This window comes from Aestuariivivens insulae (assembly GCF_022662195.1).
Classification (GTDB): domain Bacteria; phylum Bacteroidota; class Bacteroidia; order Flavobacteriales; family Flavobacteriaceae; genus Aestuariivivens; species Aestuariivivens insulae.
Map to the genome: position 1 here is coordinate 179394 of NZ_JAKMCS010000005.1, position 21899 is coordinate 201292.

The 21899-nt window shown below is 35.3% G+C and carries 20 protein-coding genes; 10 read left to right on the plus strand and 10 right to left on the minus strand.

Annotated features, from left to right (window positions below):
* Positions 1–48: 48 nt before the first annotated feature.
* The gene (locus MR062_RS08155; protein WP_242203654.1) at positions 49–1263 is read right to left on the minus strand and encodes an RsmB/NOP family class I SAM-dependent RNA methyltransferase; all 1215 of its coding nucleotides are present in this window, start codon (positions 1261–1263) and stop codon (positions 49–51) included.
* Positions 1264–1427: 164 nt separating this feature from the next.
* On the opposite strand from MR062_RS08155, the gene MR062_RS08160 reads away from it, so the two are divergent.
* Complete coding sequence (locus MR062_RS08160; protein ID WP_242203655.1) at positions 1428–2477, plus strand: WD40/YVTN/BNR-like repeat-containing protein; 1050 nt, start codon at positions 1428–1430, stop codon at positions 2475–2477.
* A gap of 317 nt (positions 2478–2794) precedes the next feature.
* Here MR062_RS08160 and MR062_RS08165 read toward each other — a convergent pair whose 3' ends face one another.
* The 7 genes from MR062_RS08165 to MR062_RS08195 form a co-directional block, all read right to left on the minus strand.
* Positions 2795–3241, minus strand: a complete 447-nt coding sequence (locus tag MR062_RS08165) for a sensor of ECF-type sigma factor (protein ID WP_242203656.1) — start codon at positions 3239–3241, stop codon at positions 2795–2797.
* Positions 3242–3243: 2 nt separating this feature from the next.
* Positions 3244–3756 (minus strand): hypothetical protein, encoded by a 513-nt coding sequence (locus MR062_RS08170; RefSeq protein WP_242203657.1) that lies wholly within the window; start codon positions 3754–3756, stop codon positions 3244–3246.
* Between the two features lie 34 nt (positions 3757–3790).
* A complete protein-coding gene (locus tag MR062_RS08175; protein WP_242203658.1) occupies positions 3791–4333 on the minus strand; it encodes an RNA polymerase sigma factor in 543 nt (180 codons plus the stop codon).
* Between the two features lie 294 nt (positions 4334–4627).
* Positions 4628–6457 (minus strand): ABC transporter ATP-binding protein, encoded by a 1830-nt coding sequence (locus MR062_RS08180; protein ID WP_242203659.1) that lies wholly within the window; start codon positions 6455–6457, stop codon positions 4628–4630.
* Positions 6457–8187, minus strand: coding sequence for a phospho-sugar mutase (locus tag MR062_RS08185; RefSeq protein ID WP_242203660.1), 1731 nt, complete (start codon positions 8185–8187; stop codon positions 6457–6459). The genes MR062_RS08180 and MR062_RS08185 overlap by 1 nt, the downstream gene beginning before the upstream one ends.
* Positions 8188–8341: 154 nt before the next feature.
* Complete coding sequence (locus MR062_RS08190) at positions 8342–9292, minus strand: glycosyltransferase family 2 protein (RefSeq protein ID WP_242203661.1); 951 nt, start codon at positions 9290–9292, stop codon at positions 8342–8344.
* 151 nt (positions 9293–9443) lie between these two features.
* Entirely contained in the window at positions 9444–9974 is a 531-nt protein-coding gene (locus MR062_RS08195) for a DUF4199 domain-containing protein (protein ID WP_242203662.1), read from the minus strand.
* Between the two features lie 153 nt (positions 9975–10127).
* On the opposite strand from MR062_RS08195, the gene MR062_RS08200 reads away from it, so the two are divergent.
* The 4 genes from MR062_RS08200 (at position 10128) to MR062_RS08215 (ending at position 13691) form a co-directional block, all read left to right on the plus strand.
* Positions 10128–10379: a type B 50S ribosomal protein L31 gene (locus MR062_RS08200; protein WP_242203663.1), complete on the plus strand. Its 252-nt coding sequence runs from the start codon at positions 10128–10130 to the stop codon at positions 10377–10379.
* Positions 10380–10533: 154 nt separating this feature from the next.
* A complete protein-coding gene (locus MR062_RS08205; protein WP_242203664.1) occupies positions 10534–11709 on the plus strand; it encodes a GlmU family protein in 1176 nt (391 codons plus the stop codon).
* A gap of 281 nt (positions 11710–11990) precedes the next feature.
* A complete protein-coding gene (locus MR062_RS08210) occupies positions 11991–12899 on the plus strand; it encodes a TolB family protein (RefSeq protein ID WP_242203665.1) in 909 nt (302 codons plus the stop codon).
* Between the two features lie 369 nt (positions 12900–13268).
* Positions 13269–13691 (plus strand): lysoplasmalogenase family protein, encoded by a 423-nt coding sequence (locus tag MR062_RS08215; RefSeq protein ID WP_242203666.1) that lies wholly within the window; start codon positions 13269–13271, stop codon positions 13689–13691.
* Here the strand turns inward: MR062_RS08215 and MR062_RS08220 are convergent.
* On the minus strand, positions 13678–15297 hold the full coding sequence (locus MR062_RS08220; RefSeq protein WP_242203667.1) for an ABC transporter substrate-binding protein: 1620 nt from the start codon (positions 15295–15297) through the stop codon (positions 13678–13680). The genes MR062_RS08215 and MR062_RS08220 overlap by 14 nt on opposite strands.
* Before the next feature lie 90 nt (positions 15298–15387).
* Here MR062_RS08220 and mtaB point away from each other — a divergent pair, with 90 nt between their 5' ends.
* On the plus strand, positions 15388–16719 hold the full coding sequence (gene mtaB / locus MR062_RS08225) for a tRNA (N(6)-L-threonylcarbamoyladenosine(37)-C(2))-methylthiotransferase MtaB (protein WP_242203668.1): 1332 nt from the start codon (positions 15388–15390) through the stop codon (positions 16717–16719).
* A gap of 124 nt (positions 16720–16843) precedes the next feature.
* Positions 16844–17218 (plus strand): hypothetical protein, encoded by a 375-nt coding sequence (locus tag MR062_RS08230; protein WP_242203669.1) that lies wholly within the window; start codon positions 16844–16846, stop codon positions 17216–17218.
* Positions 17219–17294: 76 nt separating this feature from the next.
* Here MR062_RS08230 and MR062_RS08235 read toward each other — a convergent pair whose 3' ends face one another.
* Positions 17295–17591 (minus strand): N-acetyltransferase, encoded by a 297-nt coding sequence (locus MR062_RS08235; RefSeq protein WP_242203670.1) that lies wholly within the window; start codon positions 17589–17591, stop codon positions 17295–17297.
* A gap of 118 nt (positions 17592–17709) precedes the next feature.
* On the opposite strand from MR062_RS08235, the gene MR062_RS08240 reads away from it, so the two are divergent.
* The 3 genes from MR062_RS08240 to MR062_RS08250 all read left to right on the plus strand — a co-directional run bounded on the left by MR062_RS08240 (position 17710) and on the right by MR062_RS08250 (position 21897).
* Positions 17710–18387: an alpha/beta fold hydrolase gene (locus tag MR062_RS08240; protein WP_242203671.1), complete on the plus strand. Its 678-nt coding sequence runs from the start codon at positions 17710–17712 to the stop codon at positions 18385–18387.
* Positions 18388–18697: 310 nt separating this feature from the next.
* Positions 18698–20482: a LamG-like jellyroll fold domain-containing protein gene (locus tag MR062_RS08245; RefSeq protein ID WP_242203672.1), complete on the plus strand. Its 1785-nt coding sequence runs from the start codon at positions 18698–18700 to the stop codon at positions 20480–20482.
* A gap of 146 nt (positions 20483–20628) precedes the next feature.
* Positions 20629–21897 (plus strand): Gfo/Idh/MocA family oxidoreductase, encoded by a 1269-nt coding sequence (locus MR062_RS08250; RefSeq protein WP_242203673.1) that lies wholly within the window; start codon positions 20629–20631, stop codon positions 21895–21897.
* Positions 21898–21899: the final 2 nt, after the last annotated feature.

The window sequence follows — 21899 nt, forward strand, 5'->3', positions numbered from 1 at the left end:
ACCAGCAAATATAGCTGATCTTTTCTATTATAAATACAAACCATTTATTTATGCTTTCCGTTCCAATAGAGCCATGTAAAACCCATCAAATCCAGATTTATGTGCTAAAACTTTCTTGTCTTTAGCCAAGGTGAAATCTTTTCCAGATTCAGACTTTAAAAATGTTTCAACTTGTTTTTGGTTTTCAGAAGGTAATACCGAACAGGTAGCGTAAACCAATTGTCCGCCAGCCTTTACCATTTTAGAGTATTGTTGTAAAATATCTTGTTGGGTGGCTTTTATTTTGTCGACAAAAGCAGGTTCCAATTTCCATTTGGCATCGGGGTTTCTGCGTAATACTCCCAATCCGGAACAGGGCGCATCAATTAAAACGCGATCGGCTTTTCCATATAGTTTTTTGATGACTTTTGTGGAATCGATATGACGTGTCTCAATGTTATGGGCACCGTTGCGCTTGGCCCTACGTTTTAATTCGTGTAGCTTGTTGGCATAAATATCCATGGCAATAATTTGCCCTTTATTTTCCATTAACGAGGCGATGTGCAATGTTTTGCCACCTGCACCCGCACAGGCATCTACCACGCGCATGCCTGGTTTTACATTTAAAAATTCGGCTACTAATTGCGACGAAGCATCTTGTACTTCAAACAGGCCATTTTTAAAGGCTTGTGTCGTAAAGACATTAGCACGTTCATTAAGTTTTAAGGCCTGTGGGTAGCCTTTTAAAATCGTGGTTTCGATATCTAGATCGAATAATTCTGCCTGAAGTTTTTCTTTAGTTGTTTTAAGGGTGTTTGCTCTTAAAATAACGTCGGCTTGTTCATTTAGTGCAGCAATCTCCTTAGTCCATATAGCTTCACCCAATTCTTCAAGCCCTATCTTATCGATCCAGTCTGGGATGGACTCTTTGAATTTTCTTATTTTAGAAAGTTCATCGAAGCGTCCTTTTATTTTTCGGGTTGGGGTGCTTTCAAAATATTTCCAATCGGGTAGTTTAATGCCTTTTAGGGTTGCCCAAACGGCAAATAAACGCCAAAGGTTATCCCGGTCAAAAGGAGGTTTAACTTCGGCAATTTCGGCATATAAGCGTTTCCAACGAACAATATCGTAAGTTGTTTCGGCAACAAAGGCCCTGTCTCTTGCTCCCCAACGTTTATCACGTTTTAATAGTTGCTGAATGACTTTATCGGCATAGTGGCCTTCATTAAAAATAAGGGTCAAGCCATCAATAACCGCAAAGCATAAGTTTTTGTGTAGTCGCATTTTTTTAGTCCTCGGTGTTCAGAGTTCAGTACGCAGTTTCTGCATTCACTAAAACCCAAACTATTAAATTATTGAGAGCGCAAAGTTACGTTAAATGCCACGAATACACGAATGTTTTTATTATTTGAATGTTTAACTTATCTTTCTCAAAAAAATCTTAGTTTATGAAGTTCTCTTTGCCCTTTTTTGTATGCTTTATGCTTTTGTGTTCTTGTGGAAGTAAGGATCGGTTCACTCCTAGGGATTTTAGCGAAGTTGAAATCGAAACTATTTTAGATGATTCGTTGCTAAGCATTAGGGCCATAGAAATACTTAATGACCAAAGCTTAGCTTTTGCAGCTAACAATGGTGCTTTTGGCTTGTATAATCCAAAATCTAAATTATGGCAAACGGCTGTAAAAAAACAGGATTCTATAAATCTTCATTTTAGATCGGTTGCCCATACTAGTGAAGACTTTTTTATGTTAAGTATAGAAAACCCGGCGTTGTTATTTAAAACAGGGGATAAGGGGAGTATGGAATTGGTTTATGAAGAGTTTGCTGATGGCGTCTTTTATGATGCTATGAGGTTTTGGAACGATAAAGAAGGTATCGCTATAGGAGATAGTGTAGCAGGGTGCATGTCTGTTATTATTACGCGGGATGGAGGGGAGACTTGGGCCAAAATACCTTGCGATGATTTGCCAAAAGGATTAGAAAATGAAGGGGCTTTTGCTGCTAGCAATACCAATATTGCCATTATTGGTGACCATACTTGGATAGCCACTACTGCTGGACAGGTTTATTATTCACCAGATAAAGGTAACACATGGGAGGTTTTTGAGACACCTATCGTTAAGGAAAAAGCGACAGAAGGCATTTATTCTATCGCTTTTTATGATGAACTCAATGGCTTTGCCATAGGTGGTGATTATACCAAACCCAATGTTAATGTTGCCAATAAAATAAAAACTAATGATGGTGGTAGGACCTGGCAGTTGGTAGCAGAGAATGAAGCGCCCAGTTATAGAAGCTGTGTGCAATATATGCCAGATAGAGCGGGGAAGGAGCTAGTAGCTGTGGGTTTTAAGGGCGTTGATTATAGTAATGATTCTGGAATTTCATGGAAGCATTTAAGTGATGAGGGTTTTTACACTTTACGCTTTCTAAACGATAGTGTAGCTTATGCTGCAGGTGCTGGACGGATTTCAAAATTGATGTTTAGGGAACAATAGCAAATGGTGTGTCTCGTTAAGTCGCAAGGCTATTAAGTGTTTGTTTACTGTTAACTGTGAACAGTGACTGTGACTGAACATTGTGAGCTATAATTCCGCAAAAGCGATTGGAGCGGCAGCTTTTTTAAAATATCTAGTAAGGGAGCCAAGACACAAAGAATCAAGAACCAAGATGGCTAACAATTATAGTTGTTGAAAAAAACTTACATATTTTAAAAAACTATAGCGGAAAGCGCGGTGGCTTGCCATTTGCCCAAAATCTTGCTGCAATTAAAAGAGGAGTATAGGTTTGATTTGCGTGAAGACTTAGGCTTTAGTTATTTCTTTTGATGTTCTGGTCGATGTCTTTTATATTGTTCAAAGAGTTTTCTTTTAAAGTCTTCTTCGGCTATTTTTAGCATCAGTATTTTTTGTGCAGGTAAAATGCTTTTCAATTTAGAAATCAATATTTTATTTTCCTTTTGAAGTTTGTCTTGGGCCATAGTTAATCTGTCTAATAAAGCTTTGGCGTCGTTCTCTGAAAGTGTACTTAAGTTTTGCTTTATCTCTTTTCGAATGCTTCTTAACTCTTTATGCTTAATTAGCATGGTGTTTTCTTCAAAAGTATTATAGATTGGCCAAAATGCTTGGGCTTCCTTTTCGGTTAAGCTTAACCTTTCGGTTATAAAGGACACTTTTAGTGCTTTAATTTCTTCTCGCTTGGGTTGTGCAAAAGCGCCAGCGGTAAATAACAAGATGTATAAGGAGAGTATATAATTTTTCATGACTATTCGTTGTAGTTCTTCTCAAGAATTAAATCTTCAATATCTGAATTATTTAATAAATAGGTTTCAATAGTTTCATCTTTCAAGTTATAATTAATAAAATCGGCTTCCTTTAAACCATCATCAAGTAATAAGGTTGCTATTTCGTATGAGTCTATATTTTCATCAATAATATAGTTTTCAACGGTTTCCGTGTCTAAATTATTCCATTGGGGTTTGTGATTAAATACAACGAGTGTTAAAAGCAATAACACAGCCGCTGCAATACCTGAAACGTAAATGAGGTTTTGTTTGCTAAAAATGGAAATGACCTTTTTAGGCTCTTGGTCTATTGTTTTTTTAACGATGTGTTCCTCAACAGATTCAAAATAGAGTTCAGGAGTTTTAAAACCAGAACTACTAGCTAATTCCTTGAGTCTGATATTGCTCAATAGACTATCCTCTAGATTATTAAAATAATCCTTTGGGACTTTAAATCCAGTTTTCTCGATGTTATGTATTTGTTTTTTGTTCATCTTATTTAATAAGACTTCTTTTTTTGTTAATGGTTTAATTTTTAGTTAAATAAGCTTCTATTTTTTTTACTGCAATATGGTATGATGCTTTTAGAGCACCTTCGCTAGTCTCTAAAATCTCTGCCATATCTTTGTATTTTATATTTTCGAAATATTTCATATTGAAAACCAACTGTTGTTTTTCTGGTAGGGTAGCAATAGCTTTTTGTAATTTTAATTGAATCTCATCACCTTCAAAATAGACGTCTGAAGTTAAATTGCCAATGGCAAGTTGTTGCACCTCTTCATTGGTAATCTGTAATCGTTTGGCTTTTTTGTTTAAGAACGTAATGGCCTCGTTGGTAGCTATACGGTACATCCATGAAAACAGTTTGCTATCGCCTTTAAAGTTGTGGATGTTTTTAAAAACCTTAAGAAAGGTATTTTGTAATACATCATCTGCATCGTCATGTAACTTTACAATATTTCGAATGTGCCAATACAAACGTTCTTTATAGAGTTTTACTAATGTTCTATAAGCTTGTTCCTTTGATGTATTGGATTGTAATTGTTTTACTAATTGTACCTCGTCGGTCACTAATTTTTTTCTTATTTGACATCTAAAGATAGCAAAAGTTTAAATGCATGATTTTTTTATTTTAAATAGCTGATAGTAAGAGTTTTAAAAGTTCGAAATTCGATTAAGTGCGTGAAAACAACGATAAAGTGTATTTTTTTCTTGTTTGGTAAGAAGTTTTGTGTTATGTTTGTATCAGAAACCTACTTATGTTGTTAGTCGTCCCCAAATCTAACAATGGACAAAAAAAAGGATAGAAGCCCAAATCTCTATCCTTTTTTCTTTTTTATCACTTAGTCTTAAAGCGGTGCTGTGTTATTCGAAGCTTTGCATGTCTACCAACTTTTTGTAAACGCCATTTTGGGCAATGAGTTCGTTATGTTTGCCTTGTTCTACGATTTCCCCTTTGTTAAGTACAATAATGGTATCTGCATTTTGAATGGTAGATAATCTATGTGCAATAACAATAGATGTTCTATTTTTCATCATGTTTTCCAAAGCTACTTGTACTAAGCGTTCGCTTTCAGTGTCCAATGCCGATGTGGCTTCGTCCAGTACCATTATGGGTGGGCTTTTAAGTACAGCTCGAGCAATGCTTAAGCGTTGTTTTTGTCCGCCAGAGAGTTTATTGCCAGAGTCTCCTATATTGGTGTCTATACCTTCTGGTAAATCTTTTACAAACTCCCAAGCATTGGCTATTTTTAGGGCATCGATAACGTCTTCATCTGAGGCTGCATCGTTTCCTAATTTCAAATTGTTTTTGATACTGTCGTTAAACAAAATGGCGTCTTGGGTAACAATACCAAGTAGGCCTCTTAATGATGCCGTTGTTAGGTCGCGTATGTCTTGCCCATCTATTAAAATGGAACCTTCGTTTACATCGTAAAATCGTGTAATTAAATTGGCTATGGTAGATTTTCCACTACCAGATTGTCCAACCAAAGCAATGGTTTGTCCTTTGTTTATGGTTAGCGAAAAGTGTTTTAGTACATATTCTTTTTCATATTTAAATGAAATGTCATTAAACACAATATTCTTGACAAAATCAGGTTTATTAACAGCGTCAATTTTATCCTTTAATGGGTTTTTGGTATCTATAATTTCTTGTATACGTTCGGCTGCGGCATTCCCTTGTTTAATATTGTAAAGCCCTCTGGAAATGGCTTTTGCAGGCACCATAATATTGTAAGCCAAACCTATATAGGCAATAAACGAAGCGCCATCAAGAGATTTGTCAACTAAAACCAACTGGCCTCCATACCAAAGCAGGATTGAAATTACTAAAATGCCCAAAAACTCACTGGTTGGCGATGCCAGATTTTGTCGGTTTAACAATTTATTGGAAAAGCTGTAGAAGCGATTTGAAGACTCATGAAATTTTGTTCTAAATCTTTCTTCGGCATTAAACCCTTTAATGATTCGAAGCCCAGTTAACGTCTCTTCCAGAATGGAAAGAATAGTGCCTTGTTCTTTTTGAACGCGATCTGATTTTCGTTTTAGGCTTTTACCTATTCTAGAAATTACAATTCCGGATAAAGGAATAAAAACAAAAACAAAAAGAGTAAGCTTAAAACTGATGATAAGCATCATGATTATTGTAAAAATTATCATTAATGGTTCTCTCGCAATAAGCTCTAGAACAGGAAGCATGGAATATTGTAGCGTGGCTACATCATTAGTTACCCGAGCCATAATATCGCCCTTTTTTTGCTCTGAAAAATAAGATAATGGCAAGGCTACAGTTTTCTCATAAACAGCATTTCTTAAATCACGAACAACACCGTTTCTTAAAAATACCATGAAGTAGTTAGCCAAATACCCAAATATATTTTTTAATAGAAAAAGGGATATTATAAGGCCAACGACCATAAGCAAAGCTTTTTGTGGGTCGTTTTCAGCGTAAAGATTTACTTGATAGGCTAAATAGTCTTTGAAAAAATCTTTTAGATTTCCAATACCAGAGTATACAGGTTTTACAATTTGGGTGACTTTATCTTTTTTTTCGAATAAAATATCGAGCATTGGAATTAATGCAACGAAAGATAATGCTCCAAATAAAGCAAAGAACACATTAGAAATAATGTGTCCTATGGCAAAACGTTTATAAGGCTTGGCGTACCTTAAAATATTATAAAAATGGTTCATTAAATAAGTTTCATGTCTTTTAGAATGGCTTCAGCTTTTATGTCAAGAGTAGTTTCGGTTGCTTTAAAGTCTTCAATTGACTCTAACGTCGTGTTAACACTCACATAAAATTTAATTTTTGGTTCAGTCCCACTAGGTCTTAATGCCACTTGACTGCCATCCTCGGTATAATATATCAATACGTTGGATTTAGGAATGTCTATTGTGGTCTCTTCCCCTGTAAGCATGTTTTTTGAGGTAGAGGCCTCATAGTCTTCAACTTTTAAAACATTGGAGCCATTAATCACCTTAACAGGCGTTTCCCTGGCATCCACCATCATTTGTTTGATTTCCTGAGCGCCTTCAATTCCTTTTTTGGTTAATGACACCAATTTCTCTTTGTAGAAACCGTGCTTTATATAAAGTTTTATTAATTCATTAAAGAAAGAACTTCCGTTAGACTTTGATATGGCAGCAATTTCACAAGCTAATAGGGTTGAGGTAACGGCATCTTTATCGCGTACAAAATCGCCAACCATATACCCGAAACTTTCTTCGCCACCACCAATAAAATTGAGTTCAGGGTGGTCTTTAATTAACTTGGCAATCCACTTAAAGCCTGTTAATACAATTTTACTGTCTACGCCATAGGCTTGTGCCAGTTTAGTTAACATAGGTGTTGATACTATGGTAGAAGCAATAAATTCCTTTCCTTTTATCTTGCCATCGGCTTTCCATTGTTTTAAAAGGAAGTCGGTCATCATAAGCATGGTTTGGTTACCATTAAGCAATTGCAGCTCGTTATCGTTATTACGTACGGCAACGCCCAATCTGTCGCAATCTGGGTCGGTTCCAATAACAATATCGGCGTTTACTTTATCGGCCAGTTCCAATGCCATTTTTAAGGCCGCTGGTTCTTCGGGGTTTGGAGAATCTACAGTTGGAAAATCACCATTAGGAATTTCTTGTTCCTTTACAATATGTACATTTTTATAGCCTGCCTGTTTTAAAGTTTCAGGGACTGCTGTGATTGACGTACCGTGTAATGAAGTGAACACAATAGTCAAGTTATCTTTGGCTTCTTGGGTAGCCCCTACGCAGCCGTTTTCAACAGATGCTTTAATAAAAACATCATCCACATCTTTTCCTATATGATGGATTAGGTCTTCATTGGCATCAAACTTGATGTCGGAATAATCAATTTCGTTTATCATGCTAATAACGGCACCATCATGCGGTGGTACCAATTGACCGCCATCCTGCCAATATACTTTATAACCATTGTACTCTGGTGGGTTATGGGATGCCGTTAACACAATACCACAATGGCAATTTAAATGTCTTACGGCAAAGGATAGCTCTGGTGTTGGGCGTAAATCTTCAAATAGGTACACTTCTATACCATTGGCCGAAAATACATTGGCAACCACTTTAGCTAATGATTTACTGTTGTGCCTACAGTCGTAAGCAATTACAGCCTTGGGTGTTTCGTTTGGAAACTGTTTATGTAAATAAGCACTTAAACCTTGTGTGCTTTTACCTAATGTGTATTTGTTTATTCGGTTGGTGCCTACACCCATGATACCACGCATACCACCTGTACCAAATTCCAAATCCTTATAAAAGCTTTCTTGAATATCCTTAGGATTGTTTGCTATACTTTCTTTAATGGTTTCTTGGGTTTCACTATCAAACACAGGGGTTAACCATGTATTGATGCGCTCTAGAATTTTTGGTTCGATGTGTATCATGTTGTCATTAAATTAATATTTGCAAAATTAAGCAATTGATAAATAACAATTTTTGAAAACTTGTAATTTTGGATCAAATTGGAACGAAACCGTAATAGTTGCTATTAAACAAACATAGGGCTCATGTAAAAAAAAGTTAAGGTGATACCTCCCCTTACTTAAAGTTCAACTTGTCTTTTATAAGGTAGCGTTTTTTTCCATCTTTGGTTCGTAATATGATCTCTCCTAAAAATCCAGCTACAAAAAATTGTGTACCTATAATCATGGTTGAAAGCGCAAGATAAAATTGAGGACGTTCTGTGATGAGTCTTCCTGCTGGGTTTAAGAACAATTTATCGATGCCCAAATACAAAGCAAAGCCAAAACCAATAGCAAACATAAGCACACCCAAAGCACCAAACAAATGCATGGGGCGTTTACCAAAGCGTGATAAGAACCAAATGGTTATTAAATCTAAAAAACCATGAATAAAACGGTCCATGCCAAACTTGGTGTAACCATATTTTCTAGCTTGATGGAGTACTACTTTTTCTCCTATTTTGGTAAAGCCGGCATTTTTTGAAAGCACAGGAATGTAACGGTGCATCTCACCATTAACATCAATGTTTTTAACAACAACTTTATTATAAGCCTTTAGGCCACAGTTGAAATCATGTAATTTAACACCAGAAGTTTTTCTGGCCGCCCAATTGAATAATTTGGAGGGTAGATTCTTTGTAAGTATGGCATCGTAGCGCTTTTTTTTCCAGCCCGATACCAAATCGAACCCGTCATTAACAATCATATTGTAGAGTTCGGGTATTTCATCTGGATTGTCCTGTAAGTCGGCATCCATAGTAATTACTACATTGCCTTGTACTTTTTCAAATCCTGCATGTAGTGCTTGGGATTTGCCAAAGTTTTTTAGGAATCTAATGCCTTTTACGCTTGTGTTTTCTTCAGAGAGTTGCTTAATCATTTCCCATGAATCATCCGTGCTGCCATCATCAATAAAGATAATTTCATAAGAAAAATGATTGGCAACCATGACTTTAGCAATCCAATCATTTAATTCTTTTAAGGATTCATACTCGTTAAGTAGTGGTATAACTACAGATATATCCATAGGGTGATTTGAAATTTAACCTTTCAAAAGTACGTGAATTTTTTCATTTGTAAATTCATATAAAACAAATAATAAAAATCTTGTGCTAAAGAAGTGGTTGCCAAGTGGGCTTAAGTCTAAAATTTAAATTTTTTAGAAGGGAAATACGAAGTTATTGTGAATCAGGTTTGGTTCTTTTCATTGCTGCAGCAACAATAAGTCCTATTATACTATATATTACAATGTTTATAGCAAGGCTTTTTAATATATTGGCAATGCCAAACTGATTTTGCGACTCAATTTGCTCAACAGATTTCGCTATAACCTCGTTAGGAGTGTTAAGGCCTTCAAGTATATTAACGGTTTTTTCGATAGTCTTTTCTTTCAGAACTAGAGCGGCATCGGTATCAATAACATTAAAAATTAGAAAGTAAACAAGCGTGCTAATAGCAATGCCTATAATAATGGTAATAAAGAACCCTGTAAATGCTTCTTTAAAGGAAGCAAATCCATTTTGGGCTTGCTTTACTTTAGCAACAGCAATTATACCCATAACTATAATTATAGCCATTAGGGTTAGTCCGAACCAAACTTCTGTAAATAGCCCTAAATTTACGGCGTAGGTTAATATTGAAACTACGGCTAAAATAGCACCGAGATATAGGCCGTAATTGGATGCAACAGACTTTAAAGATTTTTCCATAAGTTTAAATTTTTGGGAGTTTAGTTGTTAGTAACCAAAGGTACTAAAACGTTACGGTATTATTAAAAATAAAAAATAATTAAAAGTATTGCGCATTTATAAAAAATGCTTAAATTTGCAGCTCGAAAATTGAATAGACAAAAGCATTTAGCGATGAGAAAAGGTATACACCCAGAAAATTATAGATTAGTAGCATTTAAAGACATGTCTAACGACGATGTTTTTATAACAAAATCTACTGCTAACACTAATGAAACTATTGAAGTGGATGGTGTTGAGTATCCATTGATTAAAATGGAGATTTCAAGAACATCGCATCCATACTATACTGGTAAATCTAAATTAGTAGATACAGCTGGTCGTATTGATAAGTTTAAAAATAAATATGCTAAATTTAAAAAATAAGTTTAGTTTAAATATAAATAATGAAAGCCTTTCAGTAATCTTGAAAGGCTTTTTTTATGGATCATGTTAATGTTTTCGAACACATTTAAAGTATTTTTATAAAAGCTTAAATGGTATTTTATAGCAACATTTTGTAATTTGAAATTACTTTTTTATGAATTATATTCTTTTTGATGGCCCTTCGCGTAATAATTTATTGCCATTTACATTTACTAGGCCAGTGGCCGATATTAGAGTGGGTATTTTAACCATTCGCGACAAATGGGAAGCCTATTTACAAACAACCACAACTACGGTTACCGAGGATTACTTATCTGATAAGTACCCTATGGTGGAAATGGATGAAAATATTATGATTAATGCCGCTTTCTTGCCTAATCTGGAATTGGTAGAGATGGTAAAGGCACTACAAGAAAACCAAGCCATTTTTAAAGGGGAAGATATCATTGCTTTTTATACTAGAGAAGCCCAAGAGGATATCGATTTTGAACTATTTGAAGCTTTAGAGTTTGAAGATGATATTATTAAGATAGAAAACACTTGGGATATATTCTCTAAGAATAACGAGGCGATTCAGGAAGATTTTAATTTGCTTACCAAGGATAGAGCGTCTCAACCTATTCCCTCAAGTAATAACGTAACAGGGGCAGACCAAATTTTTATTGAAGAAGGGGCTACAGTAGAATTTGCAACACTAAATGCCAGTACAGGGCCAATTTATATTGGCAAGGATGCTTTAATCATGGAAGGCGCCTTAATTAGAGGGCCATTGGCTTTAGGTGATCATGCTGTTATTAAATTAGGAACTAAAATTTATGGAGCAACAACTATAGGGCCTTATTCCAAAGTAGGTGGGGAATTAAAGAATGTAGTGATTTTTGGTAACTCAAATAAAGGTCATGAAGGTTACCTTGGAGATTCTGTATTGGGTGAGTGGTGTAATTTAGGTGCCGATACCAATAATTCCAATCTTAAGAATAATTATGCTGAAGTAAGATTGTGGAATTATAACACAGAAGGCTTTGCTAGAACTGGATTACAGTTTTGCGGACTTATGATGGGAGACCACAGTAAATGCGGTATTAATACTATGTTTAATACAGGAACTGTAGTGGGGGTTAGTGCCAATATTTTTGGTTCTGGATTCCCAAGAAATTTTATTCCTAGTTTTAGTTGGGGTGGTCATAGCGGATTTACAACGTACCATACTAAAAAAGCTTTTGAAGTTGTTGACAAGGTGCTCTCTAGACGGGGCATTGAGTTTAACCAACAGGAAAGAGCTATTCTTGAGTATGTTTTTGAGTTAACGAAATCATACAGAAGATCCTGATTTTTTGATACATAACCGATAACTTTATGCTATTGCTTTCAAAATGCTATTTTTGAATAGTATTGAACCTCTTGGTACATGACTGTTTTTTTCTTTGGGTTCTTTGTGCTTCTTTGTTGGCTTGTGGTTATAGTAAAACACAAAGGACACCAAGAAAGGCACAAAGGGTACTAAGTAGGATACCTTTTTGGTTAATAACTACTGATGGAAAGTCATTGGTAGATAGTAAACACATTAGGTAGAAGGTGGTCCGTGTACTAAAATAACATTTAGCATACGTTATGAAGCCTATTTTTCTTGTTGTCTTCTTTTTGGATTTATATTGTTTTTCACAGAATTTAGATTATAAACTAACCAATATAAGTATTAATACAGAACAGCCCCATTTTGGTTTAATGAAAATCAAATCGGATAAAGTTTTGTTTACTTCCTATATGTTGAACAAAAGGGGCAAGGTGCAATTAGTTGGGGGTAACCCTGTACTAACCATTTATGAAGGCGATTTATCCGAAAGAGGCGAAATTATAAATCAGCGTGCCATTAAAATTGACGATAGTGCTAATATTCCAACCATAACCAGTGCGACACTATCACCAAACGGTGAACATTTAGTCATTACCACGTTGTACACCAATAAAAATAAACCCAAAGGTAATTTTAAAGACACAAATTTCCATTTAGAAATAGGAACATTTCAAGACGGTGTGGGCTGGACCAATTTTAAGGTATTACCGTTTTGTAATCCAAAATATTCCTATGCCCACCCAGCTTTTAGTAACGATGGAAAAACACTGTATTTTACGGCTAATATTAGGGGAGGTAAGGCTACTACAAAGGGTGGGTCGGATATTTTTAAGGTTGATGTTTTAGGTAAAGGTTCCTTTAGTGAGCCTATTAATCTAGGGAGCAATGTGAACTCGTATAGCCGTGAAATGTTTCCTTGCGTAGGTGATGATAATGCGTTGTATTTTGCCTCAAACCGTCCGGGTTATGGTGGGTTTGATATCTATAAATGTAATATGAATGAAAAAGGCGATTTTGAAAAAGCCGAAAAACTACCCAAACCCTTAAATAGCAGTAAGGATGATTTTTCGTTAATTATAAATACAAATAATACATCTGGTTTTTTGGTTTCTAAACGATTGGGGGGTAAAGGTGATGATGATATTTATTATTTTATGCAGGATTAGCTTAGAACTGTTGTAAATAAAAGTGCATTTCATCTAAAAAAAGCTCCGTTTATTTGTTTTTAATAAATTTTAACTTTTCTTGTTGATAAATATAGACAATGAAAAGTTTCTTTATCAATCATAAAAAAATTGCTTTAATTTTTTTTATAATTCTTTTTATTGATATTTATGTTAAACACCATATTTCGGTTTTACATATTAGGTTTATTTCTAAGCCTTTCGTATTGATGCTTTTATTTGTGTATTATTATTTTAATAGAGAAGAAAACAAAAAGAAAAGTGTATGGGTATTTTTAGCGTTGGTTTGTTTTTTTTTTAGGAGATTTAACAATAATATATCATGCAAACATCGTATTTCTAAGTATTAGTTTGTTCTTTTTCTCATTAGGGAAAATATTTTTTTGTTTTAGGTTTTCTCATAAAAAAGACTTTAATATTTTAAAGTTGATTCCTTTTTCCTGTATTTTATTTTTATATGCGGTATTTATTATAAGCATTGTTTTCAAAGGGTTGGGAGGATTTTTAATCCCCGTTCTTTTAAGTTTCTTTTTAACTCTATTAATGTTTCAATTTGCTTATTTGAGAAAAGGAGTTTATGCAACGAGAAGTTATGGCTTTGTGTTCTTTGGAGTTATAATGTTTATGATTAGTGAAAATATTATGGCTATAAAAACATTTAGGCAAGATTTGCCATTTCAAGATTTTATGATTATGTTTTTTTATGGATTGGCAATGTACAGTATTGTTTATGGATTGGTAAAGGAAAGGATTGGTATTCCTACTCTTTCTTAACATACCTTAAATCCAATAAGTTTATAGGGTTAATACCCAGTCCTTTTACATTTTTTCTAGTAAAGCGCACCACTTCGTCATAAAACAATGGCACCATAATGGCATGTTGCATGGCTATGGAATCCATTTTGGTATAAAGTAATTTTCGTTCTTCTATATTGGTAATGGTAAAGGCTTTATTGTATAAGCTATCTAATACATCATTTTTAAAATGAAAATAGTTGGAGCCGTTAGGCGCAAAATTTTTACTGAAGAAAATTGATAGGTAGTTTTCGGCATCCAAATAATCGGCCACCCAGGAGCTTCTAAACATATCTACCTTGCCATTGGACCGCGCACTACGTAATGTAGCTTCGGGCATTACATCAACATTGATTTTCAATCCGGCTTTTTGGAGTTCCCGTTGAATAAATTCACAAAAACTCAAATAATTACTGGTCGTATTTAAGGTGATTTCAGGGTTGCGTATGCCACTTTCGGTTTTAAATTGTTCAACAAGCTGTTTGGCTTTATTTGGTTGATAGGTGTAACCAATAGATGTACTATGCCCCGGTAACCCCACGGGAATAAAACCACCAATAGCAGGATTGCCAACGCCATTATTTAAATAAAGCATCATTTTTTTTCTATTGAAGCCATAGTTTATGGCCTTCCGTATTAATTCCGATTGTATTTCTGGTGTTTCGGAGTCTAAATAAAACCCAAGATATTCTGTATTCAAATAAGGGCCTCGAATCATATTAACCGTTTCATGATATTTTTTACGAAGCTTGCCATCACTGGTTAACAGCTCATCTTTATAAGAGGCGTCCAATCCAGAGACATAATCGATGTTGCCTTGGGCAAATTGCAAAAATTCACTTTGTTTATCGGGAAGAAAAGTAAGTGCTACGGCTTCTAGATAAGGTAATTGATTGTCCTGTTCGTCTTTTTCAAAATAAAGCTCATTTTTTCTAAATACCAGTTTTATGTTTTCTTCCCAGCGTTTAAACTTAAAAGGCCCGGTGCCTATGGGGTGCGATCTAAAATCTGTGCCATAATGCTCAACAATTTCCTTAGGAACGACCGAGCAATACTTCATAGTCAATAAACCAATAAAAGCAGGGAAGGGTTGTTTTAGTTTAATTTGAAAAATGGTATCGTTTATGGCTTTAAAATCATCAACTTTATTGAGCACCCAGCTTCCGGGAGCTGCTATTTTGGGGTCGCGCAATCTGTTGAGGCTATAGTAGAAGTCTTTTGCGGTGACGGTTCTTGTTGAATCTTTTCCAAAAAGGTAATGCTTATGGAAATACACATCGTTTCTTAAGCTGAAGGTGTAGAGGATACCGTCTGGGGAAACGGTCCATTTTTTTGCAATGCTAGGGGTAATGTTAAGGTTTTCATCAAATTGAACCAACCCGTTAAACAATTGGTTGCAAGCCGAATTATCTTGTAGGGTCCTAGAAAAAGCGGGGTCTAATGTATTTAGGTTAGCATATTCATTATACCGAAAAACCAAATGATCCTTGTTGAGGTTTGAATTGTTTTTGCAGGAGAAGAACAGTAAAGCAATACAACTAATTGATAAATAGTTTATTAATTGTTTTAATGTTGGTTTTATCATGTAACTTATTAGTTGTAAATTTGCAATCTTTTAACGGTAAATATAAATCTTAAAAGCTCCTGAAACAAGTTCGGGATAGTAAAAGACTAAATGAACAAAAAAGTCGCATTTTATACCTTAGGTTGTAAGCTTAATTTTTCTGAAACATCAACCATAGCCAGAAGTTTTAAAGATGAAGGCTTTGAGCGTGTTGACTTTTCGGAAAAGGCCGATATGTACGTAATTAATACTTGTTCGGTTACCGAAAATGCCGATAAGCGTTTTAAAACCATTGTGAAGCAGGCTCAAAAGGCAAATCCGAAGGCTTTTATTGCTGCAGTTGGTTGTTATGCCCAGTTAAAGCCTGAAGAATTAGCCGATGTTAATGGGGTGGATTTGGTGCTTGGTGCAACCGAGAAGTTTAAAATTACCGATTATATAAACGACTTAAGCAAGAACGACTATGGCGAGGTACATTCTTGTGAAATAGAAGAGGCCGATTTTTATGTGGGCTCTTATTCCATAGGAGATAGAACACGTGCCTTTTTAAAGGTTCAGGACGGATGCGATTATAAATGTACCTATTGTACCATTCCGTTGGCCCGGGGTATTTCGCGAAGCGATACGATGGAGAATGTGTTGAAAAATGCCCGGGAAATTTCAACCAAAAATATTAAGGAAATAGTATTGACAGGGGTTAATATAGGCGATTATGGTAAAGGTGAGTTTGGTAATAAAAAACACGAACATACCTTTTTGGACCTGGTTACCGAATTGGACAAAGTAGAGGGTATCGAGCGTTTGCGCATTTCGTCCATAGAACCCAATCTATTAAAAAACGAAACCATTGAATTGGTGTCTAGATCCAGGGCATTTGTACCACATTTTCATGTGCCCCTGCAATCTGGAAGTAATGACATTCTAAAAAAAATGAAGCGTCGTTACCTACGTGAGTTGTATGTGGATAGGGTTGCTAAAATAAAGGAAGTGATGCCACATGCTTGTATTGGTGTTGATGTGATTGTTGGTTTTCCAGGTGAAACTGACGCTCATTTTTTAGAAACCTATAACTTTTTGAACGAACTGGAGATTTCTTATTTGCATGTGTTTACCTATTCAGAACGTGATAATACGGAAGCCGTTGAAATGGATGGTGTTGTGCCTAATAATGTAAGGAGCAAGCGCAGTAAAATGTTGCGTGGCTTATCGGTAAAAAAACGTCGTGCATTTTATGAAAGCCAAATAGGAACTACAAGAACAGTTTTGTTTGAAAGCGAAAATAAGGAAGGTTATATACATGGGTTTACCGAAAATTACGTCAAGGTAAAGTCGCCATGGAATCCTAATTTGGTTAACACCTTACATGAAGTAGAGTTGACCAAAATTGATGATGATGGTTTGGTAAGATTTGACTTTGTGAAGCACTTAGAACCTGTGAAATAGCCGGAAAATCGTCCATTTGACATTTTTTATTGACTTTAAACGGATTTTTTTGACACCCCCGAAAGACTAATGTAGGTTTGGCTTGTAATGATATTTCAATACTAAGAATCCAAATCTATTAGTTATGAAAACTATTTTAAACTTAACCGTTGTTTTAATTTTTGTTTCACTTTTCGCTTCTTGCTCTAAAGAGGATATTAATCAAGATGATAATTTATTGGGAGTCTGGGAGACTAGCATTTCCAATACAGCGTCTGTAAAGACCCATACCTTGGTTTTTGGGGAAGATAATACGGGACTAAGTATAGAAACTAATAAAGTTGGTTCTGAAATGACTTCTAGTGCTGTCCCTTTTAATTGGGTAAAAAGCAATAAAGAAGTTAGGCTTTTAGATAACGGATCTACATATACAATAAATGCCGAAGGCCAATTGGTATCAAGTACTTCCAGCAATTTACACTTTGTGAAGATTTCAAAAGATTATTCAAAATACTATTAAGCTAAGATAAAGAGTAATAAAACAAAAAACTCCAAAGCCATTGACTTTGGAGTTTTTTGTAATACGTTATTTAAACTTATATCCTTACACCAACGGGAAGCATACGTTTGTATTTTCTATTGCTCCTTACAAATTTTGCGATTTCTGGACTTGTAGGAACAATGCTTAAGTTGCGTTCTTCAATCAGTTCAAAGACAGCAGCTAAAAAATCTTTTTTAAAACCATCATCGTTAATCTCGTTAGGAATTACAAGCTTTGTTAAAAAAATCTTGCGTTCTTGAAGCGAGTATTCGATTTTAGCTAAATGATTGTCGATTTTTAATTCGTATTGGCGTAAAAAATCGTTGTCAATTAATTCTGCTACATCAACCATGGCAAGTGTGTTAATTTATTTTTAAGGAGTGATAAATAGTGACTACTATTTGTCTAAATTTGTTTGCAAAAGTACAAAAAAAAATCGCATAATAAAAGAGAATGTGCGTTAAAAGCTTATGAGTCAAGAGTTAATACATGTGTACTTAATGCCAGGAATGGCTGCTAGCCCAAAGATTTTTGAGTATATCCAGTTGCCAGTAGACCAATTTGAGCTTCATTATTTAGAGTGGATAATTCCTGTTGATAACGAGCCTATTGCAGACTATGCCTTGCGTATGGCATCATTCGTAAAGCATGATAATATTGTTTTGTTAGGCGTATCGTTTGGTGGCGTTTTGGTGCAGGAAATGAGTAAGCACATTTTGGTTAGAAAATTGATTATTGTGTCTAGCGTGAAGTCTATGTACGAACTCCCTAAGACCATGGTATTGGCAAAAAAATCTAAAGCCTATAAATTATTGCCTACCCAATTGGTTTCCAATATTGAATTGGTAGCTAAATATGCCATGGGTGAATATGTCCAAAAGCGATTGGATATGTATAAGATGTACCTATCTGTTAACGATCCTAAATATTTAAAATGGGCGATAACCAATATGCTGTGTTGGGAACAAATAGAAGTTATCCCAAATATTGTGCATATACATGGTGATAAGGATACTGTTTTTCCTATAAAACATATAGATAATTGTATTATCGTAAAAGGAGGTACGCATATTATGATTCTTAATAAACATAGGTGGTTTAATGAGAATTTGCCTAGAATTATTTTAGAAGGTAGTAAGACAGATTAATGAGATTGAAAGAGATTGATGGGATTGATGGGATTGATGGGATTGAAAAGGGAGAATTGATATTTGATATAAAGTTTGAGTTGCAACCAGCCGACTAATGGCTAATGCCTAACGGCTAAACTACCGCAAAAACGATAGGAGCGGCAGCTTTTTTAAAATCCAAAAAATTTTTAAAAACTATAGCGTATAGCGTGGTGGCTTGCCATTTGCCCTAAAAGCAACTAAAAAGTTTAAATGGGTTCGATTAAATATAATTTATAGATTTCTATTTTAGATGTTTTTTATACCTTCGGGGAATTGTTGGATAGCTATGGGAATATCGAAAAAGATAAGTGTAATTTATTTAAGCTTTGTTGCCTGGATATGTTATTCCCAAGAGCCAATAGACTCCCTAAAAACCATACCTGTAGAATTGCTCGGGCATGATTATAGTGTTAGTGCCGAAATTAACGGAGAACCTCTAAAGGAGGTTAGTTGGATAGAACTCCCGGGTAAACGCACTACGGGGGTCTTTACTTCAAATACCAGTAAGTTAACGCCCCAAAAAAGAGGATACTGGTTCTCTCCAGATATATTTAATTTCAATAGCTATAATGAAGATACTCCCAAAATTTTTAGGGCGCATAAGTACAATTTAAGAGAGAAATTAAAGATTTATATACCGCTGGAAGGGCATGTAAATAATTTGGCTTCATCGGACAATCTGGAAGTATCTAATGACATCTCTTTTTTTGAAGATAAAAAGCATGGTTCGGTAGCATATTTTAATGGAGTCTCCAGTTATATAGATCTTAGGGATGAAAGCAATGTTGTTTTTAATGAGCTTACCGTTTCGGTTTGGGTAAAACCAGATAAAATTGATGGAAAGTTAAGCGTTATTGGTAAGGGAGAAGTGTTTTCGGCTAAGATAACCGATGGTTTTTTGCAATTTACAACACCTGGAATTAAAGACCATTCTGGAGGCAAACGCGTGGTTGAGCCAAATGTATGGACCCATGTGGCGTTTGTGTATTTGCCAAACAAAGACATGTACTTTTATGCTAATGGAGAATTGGTTTATAAAAGTATAGCATCTGGGATTGAGCAAACCAACCATTCCATGCTGGTAGGTACAAATCTGTGGGGCGAGAACTACATGGGGTTTATGAGTGATTTGGCCGTATGGCAGCGCGCCCTAAGTGACGATGAGATTAAAGAGGTTTACAGTGCAGGTATTGCTATTAATGAAAACATATCAGACCTGTTGATTGTTGCTGTTATAGGTGGCGTTTTTATTTTGATCCTTATCATAGTAATTGGTGCAAAAGCTAAAACAAAAAAGCGTAAATCATCAAATGCCCCTAAGAAACGCCCAATTATAATTGGTGAGGCTATAGAAACGCAGTACACCATTCAATGTTTGGGAGGGTTTAAAGTCTATAATTCAAAACGAGAGGATATTACACATAAATTTTCTCCCAAACGAAGGGAATTGCTATTATGTTTAATATTATATACACTTCAGGAAGGGGGGATAACTTCAAAAAAGATGGGGCAAATGCTTTGGCCTGGCTTCTCACCTGCACGTGTTAAAAACAACAGAAGCACACAAATTAAAGAGATTCGAAGTATTTTCAATGATCAGCCTCATATAGAAATTGTGTATTCAGATAAGAAATGGAGGCTTAAAATTGAAGGCACGAATGTTTTAGATATCTTAGAGCTGCAATATATGGTGCCTAACCTATTTAGTTATAAGCAACATGGAACAAAAACTATAGGAGACCTAAAAAAAATATTGTCCATAGTAAAGGTAGGTGTGCTTTTACCAAATTTTGATGCAGAATGGATAGACCCTTTTAAGGCCAGATATGATAGCTTTATTTTGGAAATTCTAACGCCATATTTGGATGAAAATGATTTTGAAGATGATTTTCTAATTGAAATAATTGATGCTATTTTGGTTATAGATCCATTGCATGAAAATGCAGTTAAGGCAAAAATTGAGATTTTAATTAGACAAGGGAAGCATATGTCGGCCCAAAAAGTGACCGAACATTTTAAAAGATTGTACGAGCAATTTTATAAAGAGCCCTATATAAAAGAACTTATTTAGCTTAAAATTCACTTATTTTAAGTTAATTACCCTTTTTATTACCCCTGTTACTATATCCCTAGCTTATAGATTTACGGTTCAAAATGAGTTCATGATATATATTGAACGCATTGAATTTAATGTTTACCTTATTATAAATAATCTATATGAAGAAACAATTAAATACCAGAAGGGACTTTGTTAAAAAAGCAATAGTCGCAACAGCAGGTATAAGCATTATCCCGAGACATGTTATGGGGGGAACCAATTTTATAGCCCCGAGTGATCAACTAACAAAAGCAGTAATTGGTGTTGGGGGTATGGGACAAGGACATTTAAATTATGAAGGCACCAAATTACTAGCCATTTGTGATGCCGACGGGAATCACCTAGCCAATACTTTAAAAAAAGTTGGTAGCGACGTAAAAGGCTATCGAGACTTTAGGGAAGTCCTGCAACGTCCAGATATAGATATTGTTCATATAGCAACACCACCGCATTGGCATGGTCTAATGTCTATAATGGCTGCTGAGGCAGGTAAAGATGTTTGGTGTGAAAAGCCAATGACACGAACCATAGGAGAAGGAAAACGTGTCGTTGAAGCCATGAAGCAACACGGAAGGATGTTTCGATTGAATACATGGTTTCGATTTAAGGACAATTTCTACGGTATGGGAACACCAGTTAAAAAACTTAAAAAAGTTGTAGATAGTGGTGTTTTAGGTTGGCCGTTGAAAGTTACAATAAGTGGTGTTACAGGATTTAACTGGAAGTTTTATTGGGTTGGAAAAGAAAATCTAAAACCCCAATCCGTTCCTGCTCATTTAGATTATAACATGTGGTTAGGGCCAGCACCCGAAAAACCATATAACCCGCATAGAGTTCATTCTACGTTTAGAGGGTATTGGGATTATGATGGTGGTGGATTAGGAGATATGGGGCAACATTATATAGACCCCGTTCAGTACTTTTTAGGAAAAGACAATACCAGTCCGGTAAAAGTAGAGGTCGATGCCCCACAACAACATTATGATGCGATTGGTACTTGGCGAAAAATAACTTTTACCTATGCCGATGGCTGTCAAATTATTTTAGATGGCGCAAATGAAGATAAGAACGCTGCCTATATAGAGGGGCCAGATGGTAAGATCTTTAATGGCTTTAAGTCTACCATCCCTAACATAGAAGGCATTATTAATAGTATACCTGATCCTGAAGAGCAAATAATAACATTTACAGAATCTGTTAAGACACGTCAAAAATTTGCCTTAAATGAAGAGAATGGTCATCGTTCAGCAACTGTTGTTAATATGGGCGTAGTAGCGCTTCGTTTAGGAAGAACATTGGAATTTGACCCTGTTAAACAGGAGTTTATAAATGATGAAGAAGCTAATAGGTTAATAAATCAGCCCATGAGAAGTTCTTGGGCATATTAAAA